The organism is Bradyrhizobium sp. USDA 372, assembly GCF_053629095.1.
In genome coordinates, this window is the sequence record NZ_JBRJHR010000001.1 from 1313224 (window position 1) to 1327558 (window position 14335).

The 14335-nt window shown below is 64.1% G+C and carries 12 protein-coding genes, 2 tRNA genes and 2 pseudogenes; 6 read left to right on the forward strand and 10 right to left on the reverse strand.

The genetic code is table 11. The features are described from left to right. Window positions 1-112: 112 nt before the first annotated feature. Window positions 113-640: a cupin domain-containing protein gene (locus AB7M16_RS06460; protein WP_453943414.1), complete on the reverse strand. Its 528-nt coding sequence runs from the start codon at window positions 638-640 to the stop codon at window positions 113-115. Between the two features lie 416 nt (window positions 641-1056). Between AB7M16_RS06460 and AB7M16_RS06465 the strand changes: the two genes are divergently transcribed. Next, window positions 1057-3183, forward strand: a complete 2127-nt coding sequence (locus AB7M16_RS06465; RefSeq protein WP_453943415.1) for an O-linked N-acetylglucosamine transferase, SPINDLY family protein — start codon at window positions 1057-1059, stop codon at window positions 3181-3183. A 123-nt stretch (window positions 3184-3306) separates the two neighbouring features. Here the strand turns inward: AB7M16_RS06465 and AB7M16_RS06470 are convergent, their stop codons facing one another. Then, the gene (locus tag AB7M16_RS06470; RefSeq protein ID WP_036029809.1) at window positions 3307-3594 is read right to left on the reverse strand and encodes an usg protein; all 288 of its coding nucleotides are present in this window, start codon (window positions 3592-3594) and stop codon (window positions 3307-3309) included. Between the two features lie 400 nt (window positions 3595-3994). Here AB7M16_RS06470 and AB7M16_RS06475 point away from each other — a divergent pair, with 400 nt between their 5' ends. Then, window positions 3995-4309: a co-chaperone GroES gene (locus AB7M16_RS06475; protein WP_025037205.1), complete on the forward strand. Its 315-nt coding sequence runs from the start codon at window positions 3995-3997 to the stop codon at window positions 4307-4309. Window positions 4310-4354: 45 nt separating this feature from the next. Beyond that, window positions 4355-5996 (forward strand): annotated as a pseudogene (groL, locus tag AB7M16_RS06480) (chaperonin GroEL). A 137-nt stretch (window positions 5997-6133) separates the two neighbouring features. Here the strand turns inward: groL and AB7M16_RS06485 are convergent. From AB7M16_RS06485 to AB7M16_RS06515, 7 genes and pseudogenes are all read right to left on the reverse strand, one after another. Then, entirely contained in the window at window positions 6134-6421 is a 288-nt protein-coding gene (locus AB7M16_RS06485) for a GIY-YIG nuclease family protein (RefSeq protein ID WP_453943416.1), read from the reverse strand. Between the two features lie 121 nt (window positions 6422-6542). Then, window positions 6543-7289, reverse strand: coding sequence for a signal peptidase I (gene lepB, locus AB7M16_RS06490; protein WP_453943417.1), 747 nt, complete (start codon window positions 7287-7289; stop codon window positions 6543-6545). Between the two features lie 160 nt (window positions 7290-7449). Then, window positions 7450-8613 carry a slipin family protein gene (locus AB7M16_RS06495; protein ID WP_453943418.1) on the reverse strand — a complete coding sequence of 388 codons (1164 nt, stop codon included), beginning with the start codon at window positions 8611-8613 and terminating at the stop codon, window positions 7450-7452. Window positions 8614-8948: 335 nt separating this feature from the next. After that, window positions 8949-9014 (reverse strand) — tRNA-His (locus tag AB7M16_RS06500). A 4-nt stretch (window positions 9015-9018) separates the two neighbouring features. Beyond that, window positions 9019-9088 (reverse strand) — tRNA-Phe (locus tag AB7M16_RS06505). A 202-nt stretch (window positions 9089-9290) separates the two neighbouring features. Continuing rightward, window positions 9291-9578, reverse strand: coding sequence for a GIY-YIG nuclease family protein (locus AB7M16_RS06510; RefSeq protein WP_453943419.1), 288 nt, complete (start codon window positions 9576-9578; stop codon window positions 9291-9293). Between the two features lie 140 nt (window positions 9579-9718). Continuing rightward, window positions 9719-10553, reverse strand: a pseudogene (locus AB7M16_RS06515) (LysR family transcriptional regulator). 129 nt (window positions 10554-10682) lie between these two features. Here AB7M16_RS06515 and AB7M16_RS06520 point away from each other — a divergent pair. Together AB7M16_RS06520 and AB7M16_RS06525 are read left to right on the forward strand one after the other, a co-directional pair. Further along, on the forward strand, window positions 10683-11276 hold the full coding sequence (locus AB7M16_RS06520; protein ID WP_271507643.1) for a cysteine hydrolase family protein: 594 nt from the start codon (window positions 10683-10685) through the stop codon (window positions 11274-11276). A gap of 12 nt (window positions 11277-11288) precedes the next feature. Beyond that, window positions 11289-11927 (forward strand): glutathione binding-like protein, encoded by a 639-nt coding sequence (locus tag AB7M16_RS06525; RefSeq protein ID WP_453943420.1) that lies wholly within the window; start codon window positions 11289-11291, stop codon window positions 11925-11927. Window positions 11928-12019: 92 nt separating this feature from the next. Here the strand turns inward: AB7M16_RS06525 and AB7M16_RS06530 are convergent, their stop codons facing one another. Further along, window positions 12020-13111 carry a DUF2778 domain-containing protein gene (locus AB7M16_RS06530; protein WP_453943421.1) on the reverse strand — a complete coding sequence of 364 codons (1092 nt, stop codon included), beginning with the start codon at window positions 13109-13111 and terminating at the stop codon, window positions 12020-12022. Window positions 13112-13778: 667 nt separating this feature from the next. Here AB7M16_RS06530 and AB7M16_RS06535 point away from each other — a divergent pair. Next, the gene (locus AB7M16_RS06535; RefSeq protein WP_453943422.1) at window positions 13779-14303 is read left to right on the forward strand and encodes a FecR domain-containing protein; all 525 of its coding nucleotides are present in this window, start codon (window positions 13779-13781) and stop codon (window positions 14301-14303) included. Window positions 14304-14335 lie beyond the last annotated feature (32 nt).

Sequence of the window (14335 nt, forward strand, 5' to 3'; positions counted from 1 at the left end):
GAGAGGTGTTTTCGACTGGTTAGCACCGAGGTTGCGGGGCGGCCGAAATCATCCCGATTGCTGACCGCCCGGTTTCGCGGATCGACCGCATTTTAGCGATCAAGGGTCGCGCTTACGCCTTCAACTCCACCGTCTTGAACTCAGCGGGGAGGATCACCTCCAGCAGCTCCACGTCATCCGAATAGTCCAGGATCATGTGCCTGATCTTCGGCGGCTGGGTCCAGGCGCTGCCTTGCTTCATCAAGGTCTCGCCCTGCCCGTCCATATAGGTCTTCACCCAGCCCTTGAGCACGTAGACCATCTGGAATTCGACGTCGTGATAGTGGAGCTTGGAGACCTCGGCCGGATTGCAGGGGCCTTGCAAGCGGATCACATGCGCCTGCGCCAGGCCATGGGTCGCCTCGGCGATGCCGAGATCGCGGTACTTCGCGTAGGTGCGCAGGCCGTCGGCCTTGAAGTCTTCCTCGCGGTGATGGCTGACGGCGATGCGCTGCTTCGGCCGTGCGGTCTTCTTCGGCGCGGCGGTGCGCGCCTTCGCCTTCACGGCCTTGCGCGCAGAGGATCGCGCCGCCGCCTTGGCGCCGTTCCGCTTCTTCGCCGCGGTCTTCAATGCGGGCCTCGATGCCCTTTGCTTGGCCATTGTCTGCCTCCCTGTTATGAGCCGCGCCCATCGCACGGATGTGGCTCGAACGCCAGACTACCCAGTCCCGGGCGAGGCAGCAATTGCGGGCTGATTGTGCTGAGTAGCTCCGCATCTGCGCTTACCCTCCCCTGGAGCGGGAGGGTCGAGCGCGCGAAGCGCGAGCGGGGTGGGGTGATCTCTCCACTCGGACACTGTTCGACGTCGAGAGACCGTCACCCCACCCCGTCTCACATTTCGCTCCGCTCTATGTGAGCCGACCCTCCCCCTCCAGGGGAGGGTAAGAGGCTGTTGGCCAGTCACGCAATCACCGCATCGATCGTAGCTTGCCCCAAGCTGGCGTGGCGAGAGGCCGTCGTCTCGTCTTCGTTCTCACGCTGAACTAGTCTCGCCGGGACATCCGGGGGAATTGATTCATGGGCAGCAATGTCGGTCAGCGTGCATTTCAAAATGCCCGGCTTCAGAAACGGCAGAAGGCCGAATTGCTGCCCTTGCTCGGGCAAGCGCTCGAACTGCACAAGAAGGGGCGCCTCTCTGAGGCCAAGGCTGCCTATCGCCAGCTCCTGCAGATCGCGCCCAATCAATTCATCGCGCTGCATATGCTCGGCGCCCTGGAGTCCGAGGCGAAGAACTATCAGCAGGCCGAGATCCTGCTGAGCCGGGCCATTGCCGCGGATCCGCGATCGGCCGAAGCCCATATGAGCCTGGGCGTCGCGCTGAACGGGCTGAAACGTCACGCTGAGGCCCGCGAGATTTATCGCAAGGCCCTCGCCTTGCGGCCCAACTACGCCCTGGCCCTGTCCAACCTCGGCAACGCGAACGCAGCCCTTGATCGGCACCTGGAAGCCCTCGACAGCTACGATCGGGCGCTCGCCATCGACGGAAACCTGGCTGAAGCCCACAACGGCCGGGGCTCTGCGCTCTGCCGTCTGCGCAACTACGACGAGGCGCTCGCAAGCCTGAACCGCGCGCTCGCGATCAAGCCCGACTATGCGGCGGCGCTGGCGAACCGCGCCGTTGCGCTCCGGGAGCTGCAGCGATTTGACGAGGCCATGGCGGATTGCAATCGGGCAATCGCCCTCGCCCCTGACGACGTGAACGGATGGCTCTGGCGCGCCAATGTCCTGCTCCAGACCCACCAGATGGCCCAGGCATTGGCCGATTGCGAAAAGGCGCTCGCGATCGCGCCCGATTCCGATCAGGCTCACCTGGTGCTGGGCCTCTGCCTTGCCGGGCTCGGCCGGGTCGACGAAGCCCTCGCCAGTTTCGACAGAGCCCTCGACATCCGGCCCGACCTCGAGAGCGCGATCTCCAGCAAGATCTTCGCGCTCGACTTCGTGCCGGACGCGAGCGTCGCGCAGCATCAGCAGGCGCGACGGGTATGGTGGGAGCGGATCGGCGCGAAACTCGCGTCAGAAGCGGCGGCACCGCATGACAACAGCCGCGATCCGGATCGCCGCCTGGTGCTGGGCTACGTCTCGTCGGACTTCAACGCGCATTCGGCCGCGTTCATTTTCAAGCCCGTGCTGCAACACCATGATCGGACCCGGTTCGAGATCGTGTGCTACTCGTGCTCGTCGAAAGTGGACGCGACGACACGCGAATTTCAAGCCATCGCCGATCGCTGGCGTGATGCCTCGCAATGGAGCGACGATCGCCTTGCCGCCCAGATTCGCGACGATCGCATCGATATCCTGATCGATCTGTCCGGCCATACCAGAGGAAACCGCCTCGGTGTATTTGCGCGCAAGCCGGCACCGATCCAGGCGCACGGCTGGGGCCACGGCACCGGCACCGGACTGCCGACGATCGACTATCTGTTCTCGGATCCGGTCGGGATTCCCCAGGCGGTTCGGCCTCTGTTTGCAGAGACGGTCGTCGACCTGCCGTGCTTCGTGACCCTGGCGCCGCTGCCTGCCGGAATTGCGCAGGGCAAGACGCCGGCGCTCTCGAACGGCTTCGTCACATTCGGTGTCTTCAACCGCATCAGCAAGATCTCGGACGAGGCAGCGGCAGTCTGGTCCAGGATTCTCGCGCGGGTGCCGGGCTCGCGACTGCTGATCAAGGACGTTGCGCTCGACGATCAACTGGTCCGCGACAAGCTGCTGGCGCGATTTGCGGCGTGCCGATTGCCGGCCGAACGCATCGATCTGCTCGGGGCTACGTTGCGGGACGAGCATCTGGCATCGTTCAACCGCATCGACATTGCCCTCGACCCGTTCCCGCAGAACGGCGGCGTCAGCACATGGGAAGCCCTGCAGATGGGCGTGCCCGTGGTGGCGAAGCTGGGGAGCAGCCTGCCCGGCCGCGCTGCCGGCGCCATCCTCACCGCGCTTGGCCTGCCGGACTGGGTCGCCGACAGCGAGGAGGCCTATGTCGAGATCGCGGCCAGCCGTGCGGCTGAGGTCGGCGAGCTCGACCAATTGCGCCGCGAATTGCCCGCAACGATCAACGCCGCGGCCGCGGGCAACCCCGTCGCATATGCGCAAGCGGTGGACGAGGCCTATCGCGCGATGTGGACGCGCTATTGCAGCGGCGTCTGATTTGGAGATCTCGTAGGGTGGGCTAAGCGTAGCGTGCCCACCATTGCCAGATACTGCGCAGAGATGGTGGGCACGGCGCGCGAAGTGCGCGCCTTTGCCCACCCTACGAGACCGCTGCGCTGTTCAATGCAGCCGGAATACGCCGTCGACGGCGCGGAGCTCGGCCGGCTTGATCAGCTTGCAATGCGCCACCGTAACCGAGTGGAGGGGGCCGTCGAGCTTCTCCTGCCAGAACGCCAGGAAATCGGTCAGCGCGGGGAATTTCGGAAACATGTCGTAGTTCTGCCAGACATAGGTCTGCAGCAGCGAGGGATGATCCGGCATCCGATAGAGAATTTGTGCCGTCGTCAGCCCGTAGCCCAGCATCTGTTTCCGGAATTCCTCGGAAACGCCCCCAACGCGCAGTCCCATGCCAAACCTCCTTTGCAGGAGCGCATTTGCGGGGGTGGCCTGTCCGTGCCCCGGGAGCCACCCGGAAACGATGCGCTCACATGAGAGAAATGTGACGCAAACTGACAACTCATCTCAAGCCCAAAAGTTTAACAAGCTGTTGAAATTCAATGCTTTAGCAGCAGAGACGACTCCGTGCTAATACGGCCTCCCAAGCGGCCTCGAAGAGGCCTCCGAGGCTGGTTAACGATGGCAAAGGGTTTCTGGCAGTCCGCGCTTTCGGCTGCTATTTTTTTCTGCTACAAACCCTTGCCCCCGCAAAATTCCTGTCCTATTTCAGCGTCGCCCGTGCTAGCACTCACGGGCAACGATTGCTAACAACCTCAAAACCTCAACCCGAGCAATTGCTTAGGAGGACTGCATGAAATTCCGTCCGCTTCACGACCGCGTCGTGGTCAAGCGCATCGACGCCGAAGAGAAGACCGCTGGCGGCATCATCATTCCCGACACTGCCAAGGAAAAGCCCTCCCAGGGCGAAGTCGTCGCCGTCGGCCCCGGTGGCCGCGACGAAGCTGGCAAGCTGATCCCGATCGACCTGAAGGTCGGCGACCGCGTGCTGTTCGGCAAGTGGTCCGGCACCGAGGTCAAGATCGACGGCCAGGACCTGCTGATCATGAAGGAGAGCGACGTGATGGGCGTTCTCGAAGTCAGCGAGTCCAAGAAGAAGGCGGCTTAAGAGCCCCTCTCCTCCCTCCAGTCAAACCCTCAAGGAAAAATTCAGATGGCAGCCAAAGAAGTCAAATTCTCGGTTGAAGCGCGCGACAAGATGCTGCGCGGCGTCGACATCCTCGCCAACGCGGTGAAGGTCACGCTCGGTCCGAAGGGCCGCAACGTCGTGCTCGACAAGTCGTTCGGCGCTCCCCGCATCACCAAGGACGGCGTCACCGTCGCCAAGGAGATCGAGCTCGACGACAAGTTCGAGAACATGGGCGCGCAGATGGTGCGCGAAGTCGCCTCCAAGTCCGCTGACGCGGGCCGGCGACGGCACCACCACCGCGACCGTGCTCGCGGCCGCGATCGTGAAGGAAGGCGCCAAGTCGGTCGCCGCCGGCATGAACCCGATGGACCTCAAGCGCGGTATCGACCTCGCGGTCGAAGCCGTCGTGGCCGACCTCGAGAAGAACTCGAAGAAGGTCACCTCGAACGACGAGATCGCCCAGGTCGGCACCATCTCGGCCAACGGCGATGCCGAGATCGGCAAGTTCCTCTCCGACGCCATGAAGAAGGTCGGCAACGAGGGTGTCATCACCGTCGAGGAAGCCAAGTCGCTCGAGACCGAGCTCGACGTGGTCGAGGGCATGCAGTTCGACCGCGGCTACATCTCGCCCTACTTCGTCACCAACGCCGACAAGATGCGCGTCGAGATGGACGACGCCTACATCCTCATCAACGAGAAGAAGCTCTCCTCGCTGAACGAGCTGCTGCCGCTGCTCGAGGCCGTGGTGCAGACCGGCAAGCCGCTGGTCATCGTCGCCGAGGACGTCGAAGGCGAAGCGCTTGCGACCCTGGTCGTGAACCGTCTGCGCGGCGGCCTGAAGGTCGCGGCCGTCAAGGCTCCGGGCTTCGGCGATCGCCGCAAGGCCATGCTGCAGGACATCGCGATCCTGACCGGCGGCCAGGCGATCTCGGAAGATCTCGGCATCAAGCTCGAGAACGTCACGCTCAACATGCTCGGTCGCGCCAAGAAGGTGATGATCGACAAGGAGAACACCACGATCGTCAACGGCGCCGGCAAGAAGGCCGACATCGAGGCGCGCGTGGCCCAGATCAAGGCGCAGATCGAGGAGACCACCTCGGACTACGACCGTGAGAAGCTCCAGGAGCGTCTCGCCAAGCTCGCGGGCGGCGTCGCGGTGATCCGCGTCGGCGGCGCGACCGAGGTCGAGGTGAAGGAGCGCAAGGATCGCGTTGATGACGCGATGCATGCGACCCGCGCGGCCGTGGAAGAAGGCATCGTTCCGGGCGGCGGCGTCGCCCTGCTCCGTGCCTCCGAGCAGCTCAAGGGCCTGCGCACCAAGAACGACGACCAGAAGACCGGCGTCGAGATCGTGCGCAAGGCGCTGTCGGCGCCCGCTCGCCAGATCGCGATCAACGCCGGTGAAGACGGCTCGGTGATCGTCGGCAAGATCCTGGAGAACAAGGCCTACAATTACGGCTTCGACTCCCAGACCGGCGAATATGCCGACCTCGTCAAGAAGGGCATCATCGACCCGACCAAGGTGGTCCGCACCGCGATCCAGAACGCAGCCTCGGTGGCAGCGCTCCTGATCACCACGGAAGCCATGGTCGCCGAGCTGCCCAAGAAGGGCGGCGCCGGCCCCGCGATGCCCCCGGGCGGCGGCATGGGCGGCATGGACTTCTGATCCAGCCTCTCAGGCAAAGTCGAGACACGCGAAACCCCGGCAGCGATGCCGGGGTTTTTGTTTGGGGGCGCCGTTCTCTCCACCCGTCATTCCGGGGCGCGACGAAGTCGCGAACCCGGAATCCATAACCACGAGCCTTATTTCGTTATCCCCGGATAGAGATCATCCCAGTTCGGGTTCTGCTCCTCGATGAGACGCGTCTTCCAGTCGCGTCGCCACTTCTTGAGCTCCTTCTCGCGGGCAATGGCAGTCGCGGGATCGTCATAGATTTCGAACAAGACGAGCTTGTCGACGCCGTAGTTGCTGGTGAAGCCGGGAACGGCTTTCGTTCTGTGCTGATACACACGGCGCACGAGCTCGTTGGTCACGCCGATGTAGAGCGTGCCGTGCTTCTTACTCGCGAGGATGTAGACATAGTAGGCCATTCCATCCGCCTGTGGTTATGGATTCCGGGCTCGCGCCCAAGAGGGCGCGCCCCGGAATGACGGCTGGATAGAGAGCGCGCGCAACCAAGCGCTTCGCGCTGCCCCGGAATGACGGGGGGCCTCACTCCACCTTCCCGATCCGCTCGAAGCGCGGCTCGCCGTCCTCGTCGAGCGACCAGAAGATCCGCGTCACCTTGCCGATGAGATTGTCCATCGGCACGAAGCCGAATGTCGACTGCATGCGGCTGTCGGTGGAATTGTCGCGGTTGTCGCCGAGCACGAAGAAGTGGCCCGGCGGCACCGTGAAGACGTTGGTGTTGTCGAGGATGCCGTCGTCGGCGCAGTCGTAGGTCACATAGGACGCGCCGCTCGGCAGCGTCTCGCGCCAGCGCTTGACGGCGGCGCGGTCGTCGACACCGCAAGCGTCGCCAGCAGGTGTCGCCTCCAGGGCGACGCGCGTCACCGGGCGGCCGTTGAGGATGAGCTGGCCCTGCCGCATCTGGATGCGGTCTCCTGGCAGGCCGACGACGCGCTTGACGTAGTCGACAGAACTGTCCTTCGCCGTCCGGAACACGACGATGTCGCCATATTCGGGATCGGCGGCGAGGATGCGGCCCGAGATCCAGGAGGGCGCGAACGGGAGCAAATTGCGGCCATACCCGTAGGCATATTTCGCGGCGAAGACGTAGTCGCCGACCATCAGCGTCGGTGCCATCGAACCGGACGGAATGTTGAACGGCTGATACAGGACGAAGCGAAACAGGATCACCGGCGACCACAGCACCGGGATCATCAGGATCAGGACAACGATCGCCTTCCAGTCGCTGGATCGCGCCGCGGGGCGGATCGATTCCTGAAGAACGGTCATGTGCCTTCCCTGATCAAGACGTTGCGGCCCCAAGATGACGCAACCTGCGAGCGCGCTCAATCCCCGACCAGCTCAAATTGGTCGCGCCGCGCGCCGATCGCGTTCATCGCAGACGGCGGCAACGCAGATGTGAAGGGCCGCCCGTGGGCGGCCCTTCGGTTCATGCGCTCTCGGGCGCCTTCAGGCGCACGAGCCGGGTCAGGAGCGCATCGAGGCCCTGGCCGTCGCCGGCATGGAGGTCGATGCGTCCGACCTTCTCGACCAGCCGCTCCAGCGACTCCAGCTCCTTGAGCCGCAGCAGCAGGGGGTTCTCCTCCATCAGGCGGGCAGTGTTCAGGAGCGAACGCGTCGCCGCGGTCTCCTCCTGCCGGCGGATCAGGTTCGCCTTCGCGACCCGCTCCGCCTCCACCACCTTGTTCACCAGCTCCCGGATCTCGCCGGGCAGGATCACGTCCTTGACGCCGAGCTCGGTGACCTCGACGCCGGACTCCGCGACGCGTGCCCGCACATAGTCGCGCAGCTCCGCATCCAGCGCCGCCTTCGCCGACAGCACCTCGTCCAGCGTCCGGCTAGCTACCGCCTCGCGGATCGCGAACTGCACCAGGCGGTACAGCCACGCATCCACGTCGGGCACGGTCGCAACCGTGCGCTCGGGATCGACAACCTTACGGAACGCCGTCAGCGTCACCCGCAGCGCGATGCGATCCTTGGTCAGCATCTCCTGCGCGGTGATCTCGACCGGCTGGGGCCGCAGGTCGAGGCGCTTCACCTCGATCTTGCGGCCGACGGTCCAGAAGGCGTGCCGGCCGGGCGCGAGCCGCTCGGTGAGCCGGCCCTCGACATAGAGCAGGCCCGCCTCGTGGTTCTCGACCACGGTCTCCGACGTCACGGCCGAACGGTTGCGCTCGATCATGGCCAGATGTCGCGCGCTGACCTTGGGATCAGCGGACACATCGATGCGCTCGACATCGATGCGGGTTGCGACCTTCCAGTAGACGCGCACCTGCCAGGGCGTCACCAGATGCACGGGTCGGCCGTCGAGGCTGATGATGGCGATCTCGTCCGCCTTGGTCTCGACCGCCTCGAACAGCTCGGCGGCCAAATCAGGCCGCGCGGCCTTGAGCACTGCATAGCGCTCCGCAGAAAATTCGCTGCGGACCACGTCGAGCACCTCGGCCTTCAGCTCGTGCAGGGGAGCGAACAGGCGATGCTTGCCGGGCGCGAGCACGCGCACGAGCTGCCCGTTGCGCGTCAGCAACGCACGCTCGCCATCCTTCACCGTCACGTTCAGCGTCAGCAAGTGCCAGCCCTTGTTCAAAGTCATGGCACGCCTCCTTCATTTGCGCCCGGCCGAATGCCGGACGACAGGTTTCGTTTGCAAAGGACTTGAGGACGCGGACGACGCTTCCCATGAAATCGGCGGGCCGGGGCTTGAGCTTGCACGATGACGGGCGCACGCGCGCGATCGCGCGAGACGTGTCGCGCGGTCATGCGGAGCCACCCGGCATCGGCGCAAGCGGTATCTACCCGCGGCGCAAAGCCGGTCTCACAGTGTCGTTGTTCGGACGAAAGCCTTTTGGGCAATACGGCCGGACGGCGACTGAAGCGCGCGTCCGGTCCCCTTCAGAGGTATCAGCTTTTCAGGCTGAAACGGAGCGCTGGAGCGGGATTCGAACCCGCGACAGGATGAGTCACGATCATCTGCTCTACCAAACTGAGCTATCCTTTGTGCAAGAGACCGGAATCGAACCGATGCCTTCGGGTGTTCAACCCGACGCTCTCCATGAGCTACGTCCTGCGTTTCTCCTTCATTCGGCGGAACACGATATCGCAGAGCGATCCGCGCCAGTCGGGATCTCAGAGAGCCCGAACCCACGGCCTAGCGAAGGACGGCGCTAATAGACCAGGCACGTTCGGGTTGCAAGGGGGTGATGCAAGATTTTTCATCCGTCATTCCGGGGCGCGGCGAAGCCGCGAGCCCGGAATCCATAACCACAAGTCCTAGTTGGAGATCCCGTTGTAGAGATCATCCCAGTTGGGATTCTGTTCGTCGATCAATCGCGTCTTCCAATCCCGACGCCATTTCTTCAGTTCTTTTTCTCGAGCAATCGCACTCGCGGGGTCGTCGAAAATCTCAAACAGAACCAGCTTGTCGACGCCGTATCGCTTGGTGAATCCCGGGACGACTTTGGTCTTGTGCTGGTAAACGCGTCGAACGAGGTCGCTGGTTACGCCAATGTAGAGCGTGCCGTATTTTCTACTCGCCAAGATGTAGACGAAGTACGCCATTCCATCGGCCTGTGGTTATGGATTCCGGGCTCGGCGCTTCGCGCCGCCCCGGAATGACGAGCGGATGTTAGGATGAAGCGGAGAGTACATCAACCAAAAGCTGTAGTCGCAGTATTGCGATCGTTGCTCCGCGAAGCACCTCAACCGCGCGACATCGCCTGGAAACACGCCCTCACCCAGTCGATGGTCACGCGCGCTGCAGCGTCGCGCTTGAGATGGTTCTGCACCAAGAGCCAGACGTCGCGGCGCTTCGGTAGCAGCGTGGCGCGCAGGCGGCGATCGCCGAGCAAGTCCGCGCAAACATACTCCGGCAGCACGCCTGCGGCCTGATGCGCGCGGATCAGGTTACGGATGACACGAACGTTGTCGGTGACGCAGCGCGCGCGGGCTTTCTTGGTGCGCAGGAATTGCATCTCGGGAATGGCACCGAGCCCGTCCGGATAGACGCAGAGCATCGGCTCGCCTTCGATCCTCGCAGGCTCGAAGTAATAGAGCTTGATGTCGCCGACCCTGGAGATCGCGAAATCGCCCTTGTCGGGCTTGCGCAGGCGGATGGCAAGATCGGCCTCCCAGCGCGAGAATTTGACGTTCTCGCTCGAGGTGAGGAATTGCAACGTCAGGCCGGGATGAGCGCGCAGGAAGTCGCTCGTGCGCGGCGACAGCACCGCCTCGGCGACCGTATTGGTGGAGGCGATGCGCAGACGTCCGACCGGACCTTCCAGGCTCTCGCTGAGGCGACCGATCTCGGCGGCATGTGCGGCCATCGCCTCGACATGCGCCAGCACCGCCTCGCAACTCCGCGTCGGCCGGCGGACGCCGTCGGCGGCCTCGAACAGACGCAAACCGAGCGCACGCTCGATGCGCGACAGCCTGCGTCCGACCGTGGTCTCGTCGAGTGCGAAGCCGCGCGCTGGCGCCGGCGTAGGTGCCCTCGTCCCTGACGGCAGCGATGATGCGCAGATCGTCCCAGTTCATAGCGCGAGGCTATACCGGCCCCGAGCGGCCTGCAATATCGCAGCCACCCGCTGCAATATCCCTGCATATCGGCAGGCCTCCGCGGCGCTATGTTTCGTTCAGCCTTTGCCCCCGGAGATTTCCAAGACCATGACGACCGCGAAGACCCTGCTGCAGCTCGCCGGCGCCGATCTCACCCCGCCGCGCCTTGCCGACGCCGCGCTGGTGCTGATCGATATCCAGAACGAGTATCTCGAAGGTCCTCTCGCTTTGCCCGAGGCGAGACCTGCGATCGCGCGGGCGGCTGCGCTCCTGGCACGAGCTCGCGACAGCGGCGCCGCGATCTTCCATATCGCCCATCGCGGCAAGGCCGGCAGCCTGTTCGATCGCGGCGCGGACCGCGGCGCCATCGTCGCCGAACTCAGCCCCCGTGCCGGCGAGCTGGTGATCGAGAAAGAGTTGCCGAATGCGTTCGCCGGCACTGATTTGCGGGCGCGCCTTGCCGAAACCGACAGGAAGAACATCGTGCTGGCCGGCTTCATGACGCATATGTGCGTCAGCTCCACCGCGCGCGCCGCGCTCGACCTCGGTTTTCGCACGACGATCGATGCCGATTCCTGCGCCACGCGCGACCTGCCGGACGGCCGCGGCGGCACGCTGGACGCTCGAACCATCCATGAGGTTGCACTCGCCGAGCTATCCGACCGCTTCGCCATCATCGCGCGCGGCGACGCATTGAAATAACGGAGCAACGCGATGCTGCAACTCTATTTCTCGCCGATGGCCTGCTCGCTTGCGAGCCGCATCGCGCTGATGGAAGCAGGCCTCGAGGCGCACTATCATCTGGTGCATCTCAGGACCAAGCAGGTCGTGGACGACGACAGCGACTTTCGCGACGTAGCGCCGAAGGGAGCGGTGCCGGTCCTCGTGCTGGAGAACGGCGAACGGCTGACCGAGTGCGCGGCAGTGTTGCAATATATCGCTGACCTGAAGCCCGAGCGTGACCTTGCGCCACGGCCGGGCGATATCGATCGCTATCGCCTGCAGGAATGGCTGAGCTTCATCGGAACCGAGATCCACAAGGCGTTCCTGTTTCCGACCTTCTGGTACAAGGACGACGGCTCGCTCGCCAAGCCGCGTGCACGGATCCCGCAGACCCTGTCGGTGCCGTCAGCGCATCTGGCAGACCGCGAATTCCTCGTCGGCAACGGCTTCACCGTGGCAGATGCCCATCTCACCTGGGCCTTGCTGCTGCTCCGTCCGGCGGGTGTCGACATCACACAATGGCCCTCGCTCGCCGCCTATCTCGAACGCATGCAGGAGCGGCCCGTGGTGCGAGAGGCGATCGCCACCGAGATGGCGCTGCGCAAGACCATGCCCGCCAATGCCGCGTAGCAGGTCACCGATGCGGGCAATGGCGCTGGCAAAGCGAAAAAACAAAAGGGCCGCTGCGAGCGGCCTTTTCGATCAACTGGGATCGGCGAAGATCACTCCACCGGCGCCAGCACGGCGAGCTTGCGGATGCCCTTGTTGCGGTAAGCGTCGAGGAACGCGTAGTAGTCCTTGAACGACACGCAGCCGTTGGAATCACCGTTCGGCCCGAGCATGAAGGTGTGAGCGAGCAGGCCGTCGCGGCCGTAGATCGCACTCTCGCCGCCGATCGGGGTCAGGCGCAGCGCCGGCACGCCGTGGAACAGCGCCTCGCGCGGCTTCAGGGTGTAGATGTGCGGCGGCGTCACGCCGCGCATGCGGATTTTAGAGGAGCGCGGATCGTCGAGATTGGAGCCGAGGCCGGAATGCGCCTCGAGCCTGGTGCCGTCGGGCAGATACACCGTCTTGGCGGTGATGTCGTAGACCGCGGTGTCGCGCTCATAGGGCGGCGCGCCGCCGAGCATGGGGTTCTGCTCCTTCGGCGCGATGGATGCCGTCACGCTGGCATCGGCCGAGGCATAGGCGAGCAGTCCACCCGACGGCTCGCGCTTGCCCCAGAGCTTTTCGACCATCGACTGGCGCGGAGCGGTGATCGACATCACCGCGGCCTTGGCGCGATCGGCAAAGGATTTCGGTTTCGCTTCGGGCGCCGGCACGATCTCGGCCGGGTCGGCCGAGGCCAGTTGCATCTGGCCCTCGCGCTTGGCCTTGTCAGCAGGCTTGTCGATGGTCTTGTCAGTGGATTTGGCCGCCGGCTTCAGCGCGTCCGCGACCTTGGCGATCACGCTCTGCTTCGGGGCGTCCTTCGAAGTTTCCTTGGTTGCCGCAACCTGGGCTGCGGGTGCGCTTGCGGCATTCGACGGCACGCCTTGCGTCGCCGCCGCGGCAAAGCGCTCGTTGAACATCTCGCGCGAGATCGGAGCTGCGACCTGCAGGCGGTCGGGCAGCAGCGCGAAAGTTTCCTTGATGGCTTCGCCCGCCTCACGCAGTGCCACCCTGGGCGCGCGCTTGATCACCGGCTCGTCGTAGCCGATGCTGCCCACCGTCGGATAGACGCTCGCGCCGAAGATGTTGCTGTGGATGGTCCAGCCGGCGCCCATCACGACGCAGCCGATCGCCGCGGCGCCAAGCCAATTGGTCGTTGTCATTTTCCGGGAAGATTTCCGCGAATTGTTCTTGGAGAAATTCTTGGACTTCCGTGCCGCGTTACTCTGCGCAGCGATACTCGTACTCATTCGCCTTGCGTCCAGGACGGTGTCACTCAGTCCCCCTTCGAAGCGCCGCTGGTCACGATCCGGGAACAGCATCTCGCAGAGGGTCGGAGCGTCATTAAGGCGACTTTTAGTTAAATGCGGATTAAGTTCGGGCGGATCTGGGGCAACTCGTTAACGTTGTCCCGTTTTGAGAAAAAAGCCCGCAGAATTACGGACTTAGTCGGGTCTGTTAACCATAATTCTCGGCCGATTCAGCACGCTCTGCGGACGTCCTCAGCCACATCCATGACGCACTCAACAACGTCATTTTCGTGATCCTCGACTGCCCCCAAAACGTAATGCGCAAGCGTTGCGCGAGGCTGGTGGAGCACGCGTCCGATAGGCCTCTTCCGCCGGCCATGCGGCACCGGCGCAGGCGCATGACGCGTCGCGCGACCTCACGCGGCACGGCGCCGTGACTGAAAGTTGATCGCGTCGGTTCTGGACATCGCCACCGCGAGAAAATAGCTGCCACGTCGGCACTTTTCAGCAGCCTCTGCGTGTGATACGGTACCGTATCATCCCGCCCTGACCTGTGCCGAGCACGCAAACGGAGGCTGGCATGAGAAGGATCGCGCGCGCAGGGCTTTTCGCCCTGGCGGGGTCGTTTCTGTTGATTGGATCTGCGATGGCGCAGCCTGCGGCCGATGCGGGCTGCACGGCATCGCCGTCGGCTGCCGGGACGCAGACCTGGCGCTGCGACAACGGCATCACCATCGTTGCGGAAAACGGCGCCAGGTTTGAACTGAAGGACGCCAACCGCGACGGACATATAGACTCGGTCGAATTGAGCAGCAAAGCCTTGCTGCTCGAGGTGCCCAAGAAGCCGCGGGGCAATCCCTTCAAGGTGCTGACGCCGCAAGCGATTGCCGCGGTGCGCGGCACCAAATGGGCGGTCGATGTCGCTGACGCCAAGACCGCCGTGTTCGTCGCAGACGGCCGGGTCGGCGTGAGCCGCAGGGCTCGTGGACGCGGCGTCGTGCTTGGGCCCGGCGAAGGCGTCGATGTCGAGGCAACCGGCCCCCTGATCGTCAAGACCTGGGGCCAGCCGCGCGTCGATGCGCTGATGGCAAGACTCGGGCAATGAGCCCCTGGTCGACCAGGCCCGGCCCATGAAAT

What these genes read in the sequence shown, in the direction of transcription:
- AB7M16_RS06465 (WP_453943415.1), top strand. Translation starts at nt 1,057, where the DNA reads ATGGGCAGCAATGTCGGTCAGCGTGCATTTCAAAATGCCCGGCTTCAG.
- AB7M16_RS06535 (WP_453943422.1), top strand. Translation starts at nt 13,779, where the DNA reads ATGAGAAGGATCGCGCGCGCAGGGCTTTTCGCCCTGGCGGGGTCGTTT.
- AB7M16_RS06485 (WP_453943416.1), bottom strand. Translation starts at nt 6,421, where the DNA reads ATGGCCTACTATGTCTACATCCTCGCGAGTAAGAAGCACGGCACGCTC.
- AB7M16_RS06520 (WP_271507643.1), top strand. Translation starts at nt 10,683, where the DNA reads ATGACGACCGCGAAGACCCTGCTGCAGCTCGCCGGCGCCGATCTCACC.
- AB7M16_RS06530 (WP_453943421.1), bottom strand. Translation starts at nt 13,111, where the DNA reads ATGACAACGACCAATTGGCTTGGCGCCGCGGCGATCGGCTGCGTCGTG.
- AB7M16_RS06495 (WP_453943418.1), bottom strand. Translation starts at nt 8,613, where the DNA reads ATGACTTTGAACAAGGGCTGGCACTTGCTGACGCTGAACGTGACGGTG.
- AB7M16_RS06510 (WP_453943419.1), bottom strand. Translation starts at nt 9,578, where the DNA reads ATGGCGTACTTCGTCTACATCTTGGCGAGTAGAAAATACGGCACGCTC.
- AB7M16_RS06475 (WP_025037205.1), top strand. Translation starts at nt 3,995, where the DNA reads ATGAAATTCCGTCCGCTTCACGACCGCGTCGTGGTCAAGCGCATCGAC.
- AB7M16_RS06470 (WP_036029809.1), bottom strand. Translation starts at nt 3,594, where the DNA reads ATGGGACTGCGCGTTGGGGGCGTTTCCGAGGAATTCCGGAAACAGATG.
- lepB (WP_453943417.1), bottom strand. Translation starts at nt 7,289, where the DNA reads ATGACCGTTCTTCAGGAATCGATCCGCCCCGCGGCGCGATCCAGCGAC.
- AB7M16_RS06525 (WP_453943420.1), top strand. Translation starts at nt 11,289, where the DNA reads ATGCTGCAACTCTATTTCTCGCCGATGGCCTGCTCGCTTGCGAGCCGC.
- AB7M16_RS06460 (WP_453943414.1), bottom strand. Translation starts at nt 640, where the DNA reads ATGGCCAAGCAAAGGGCATCGAGGCCCGCATTGAAGACCGCGGCGAAG.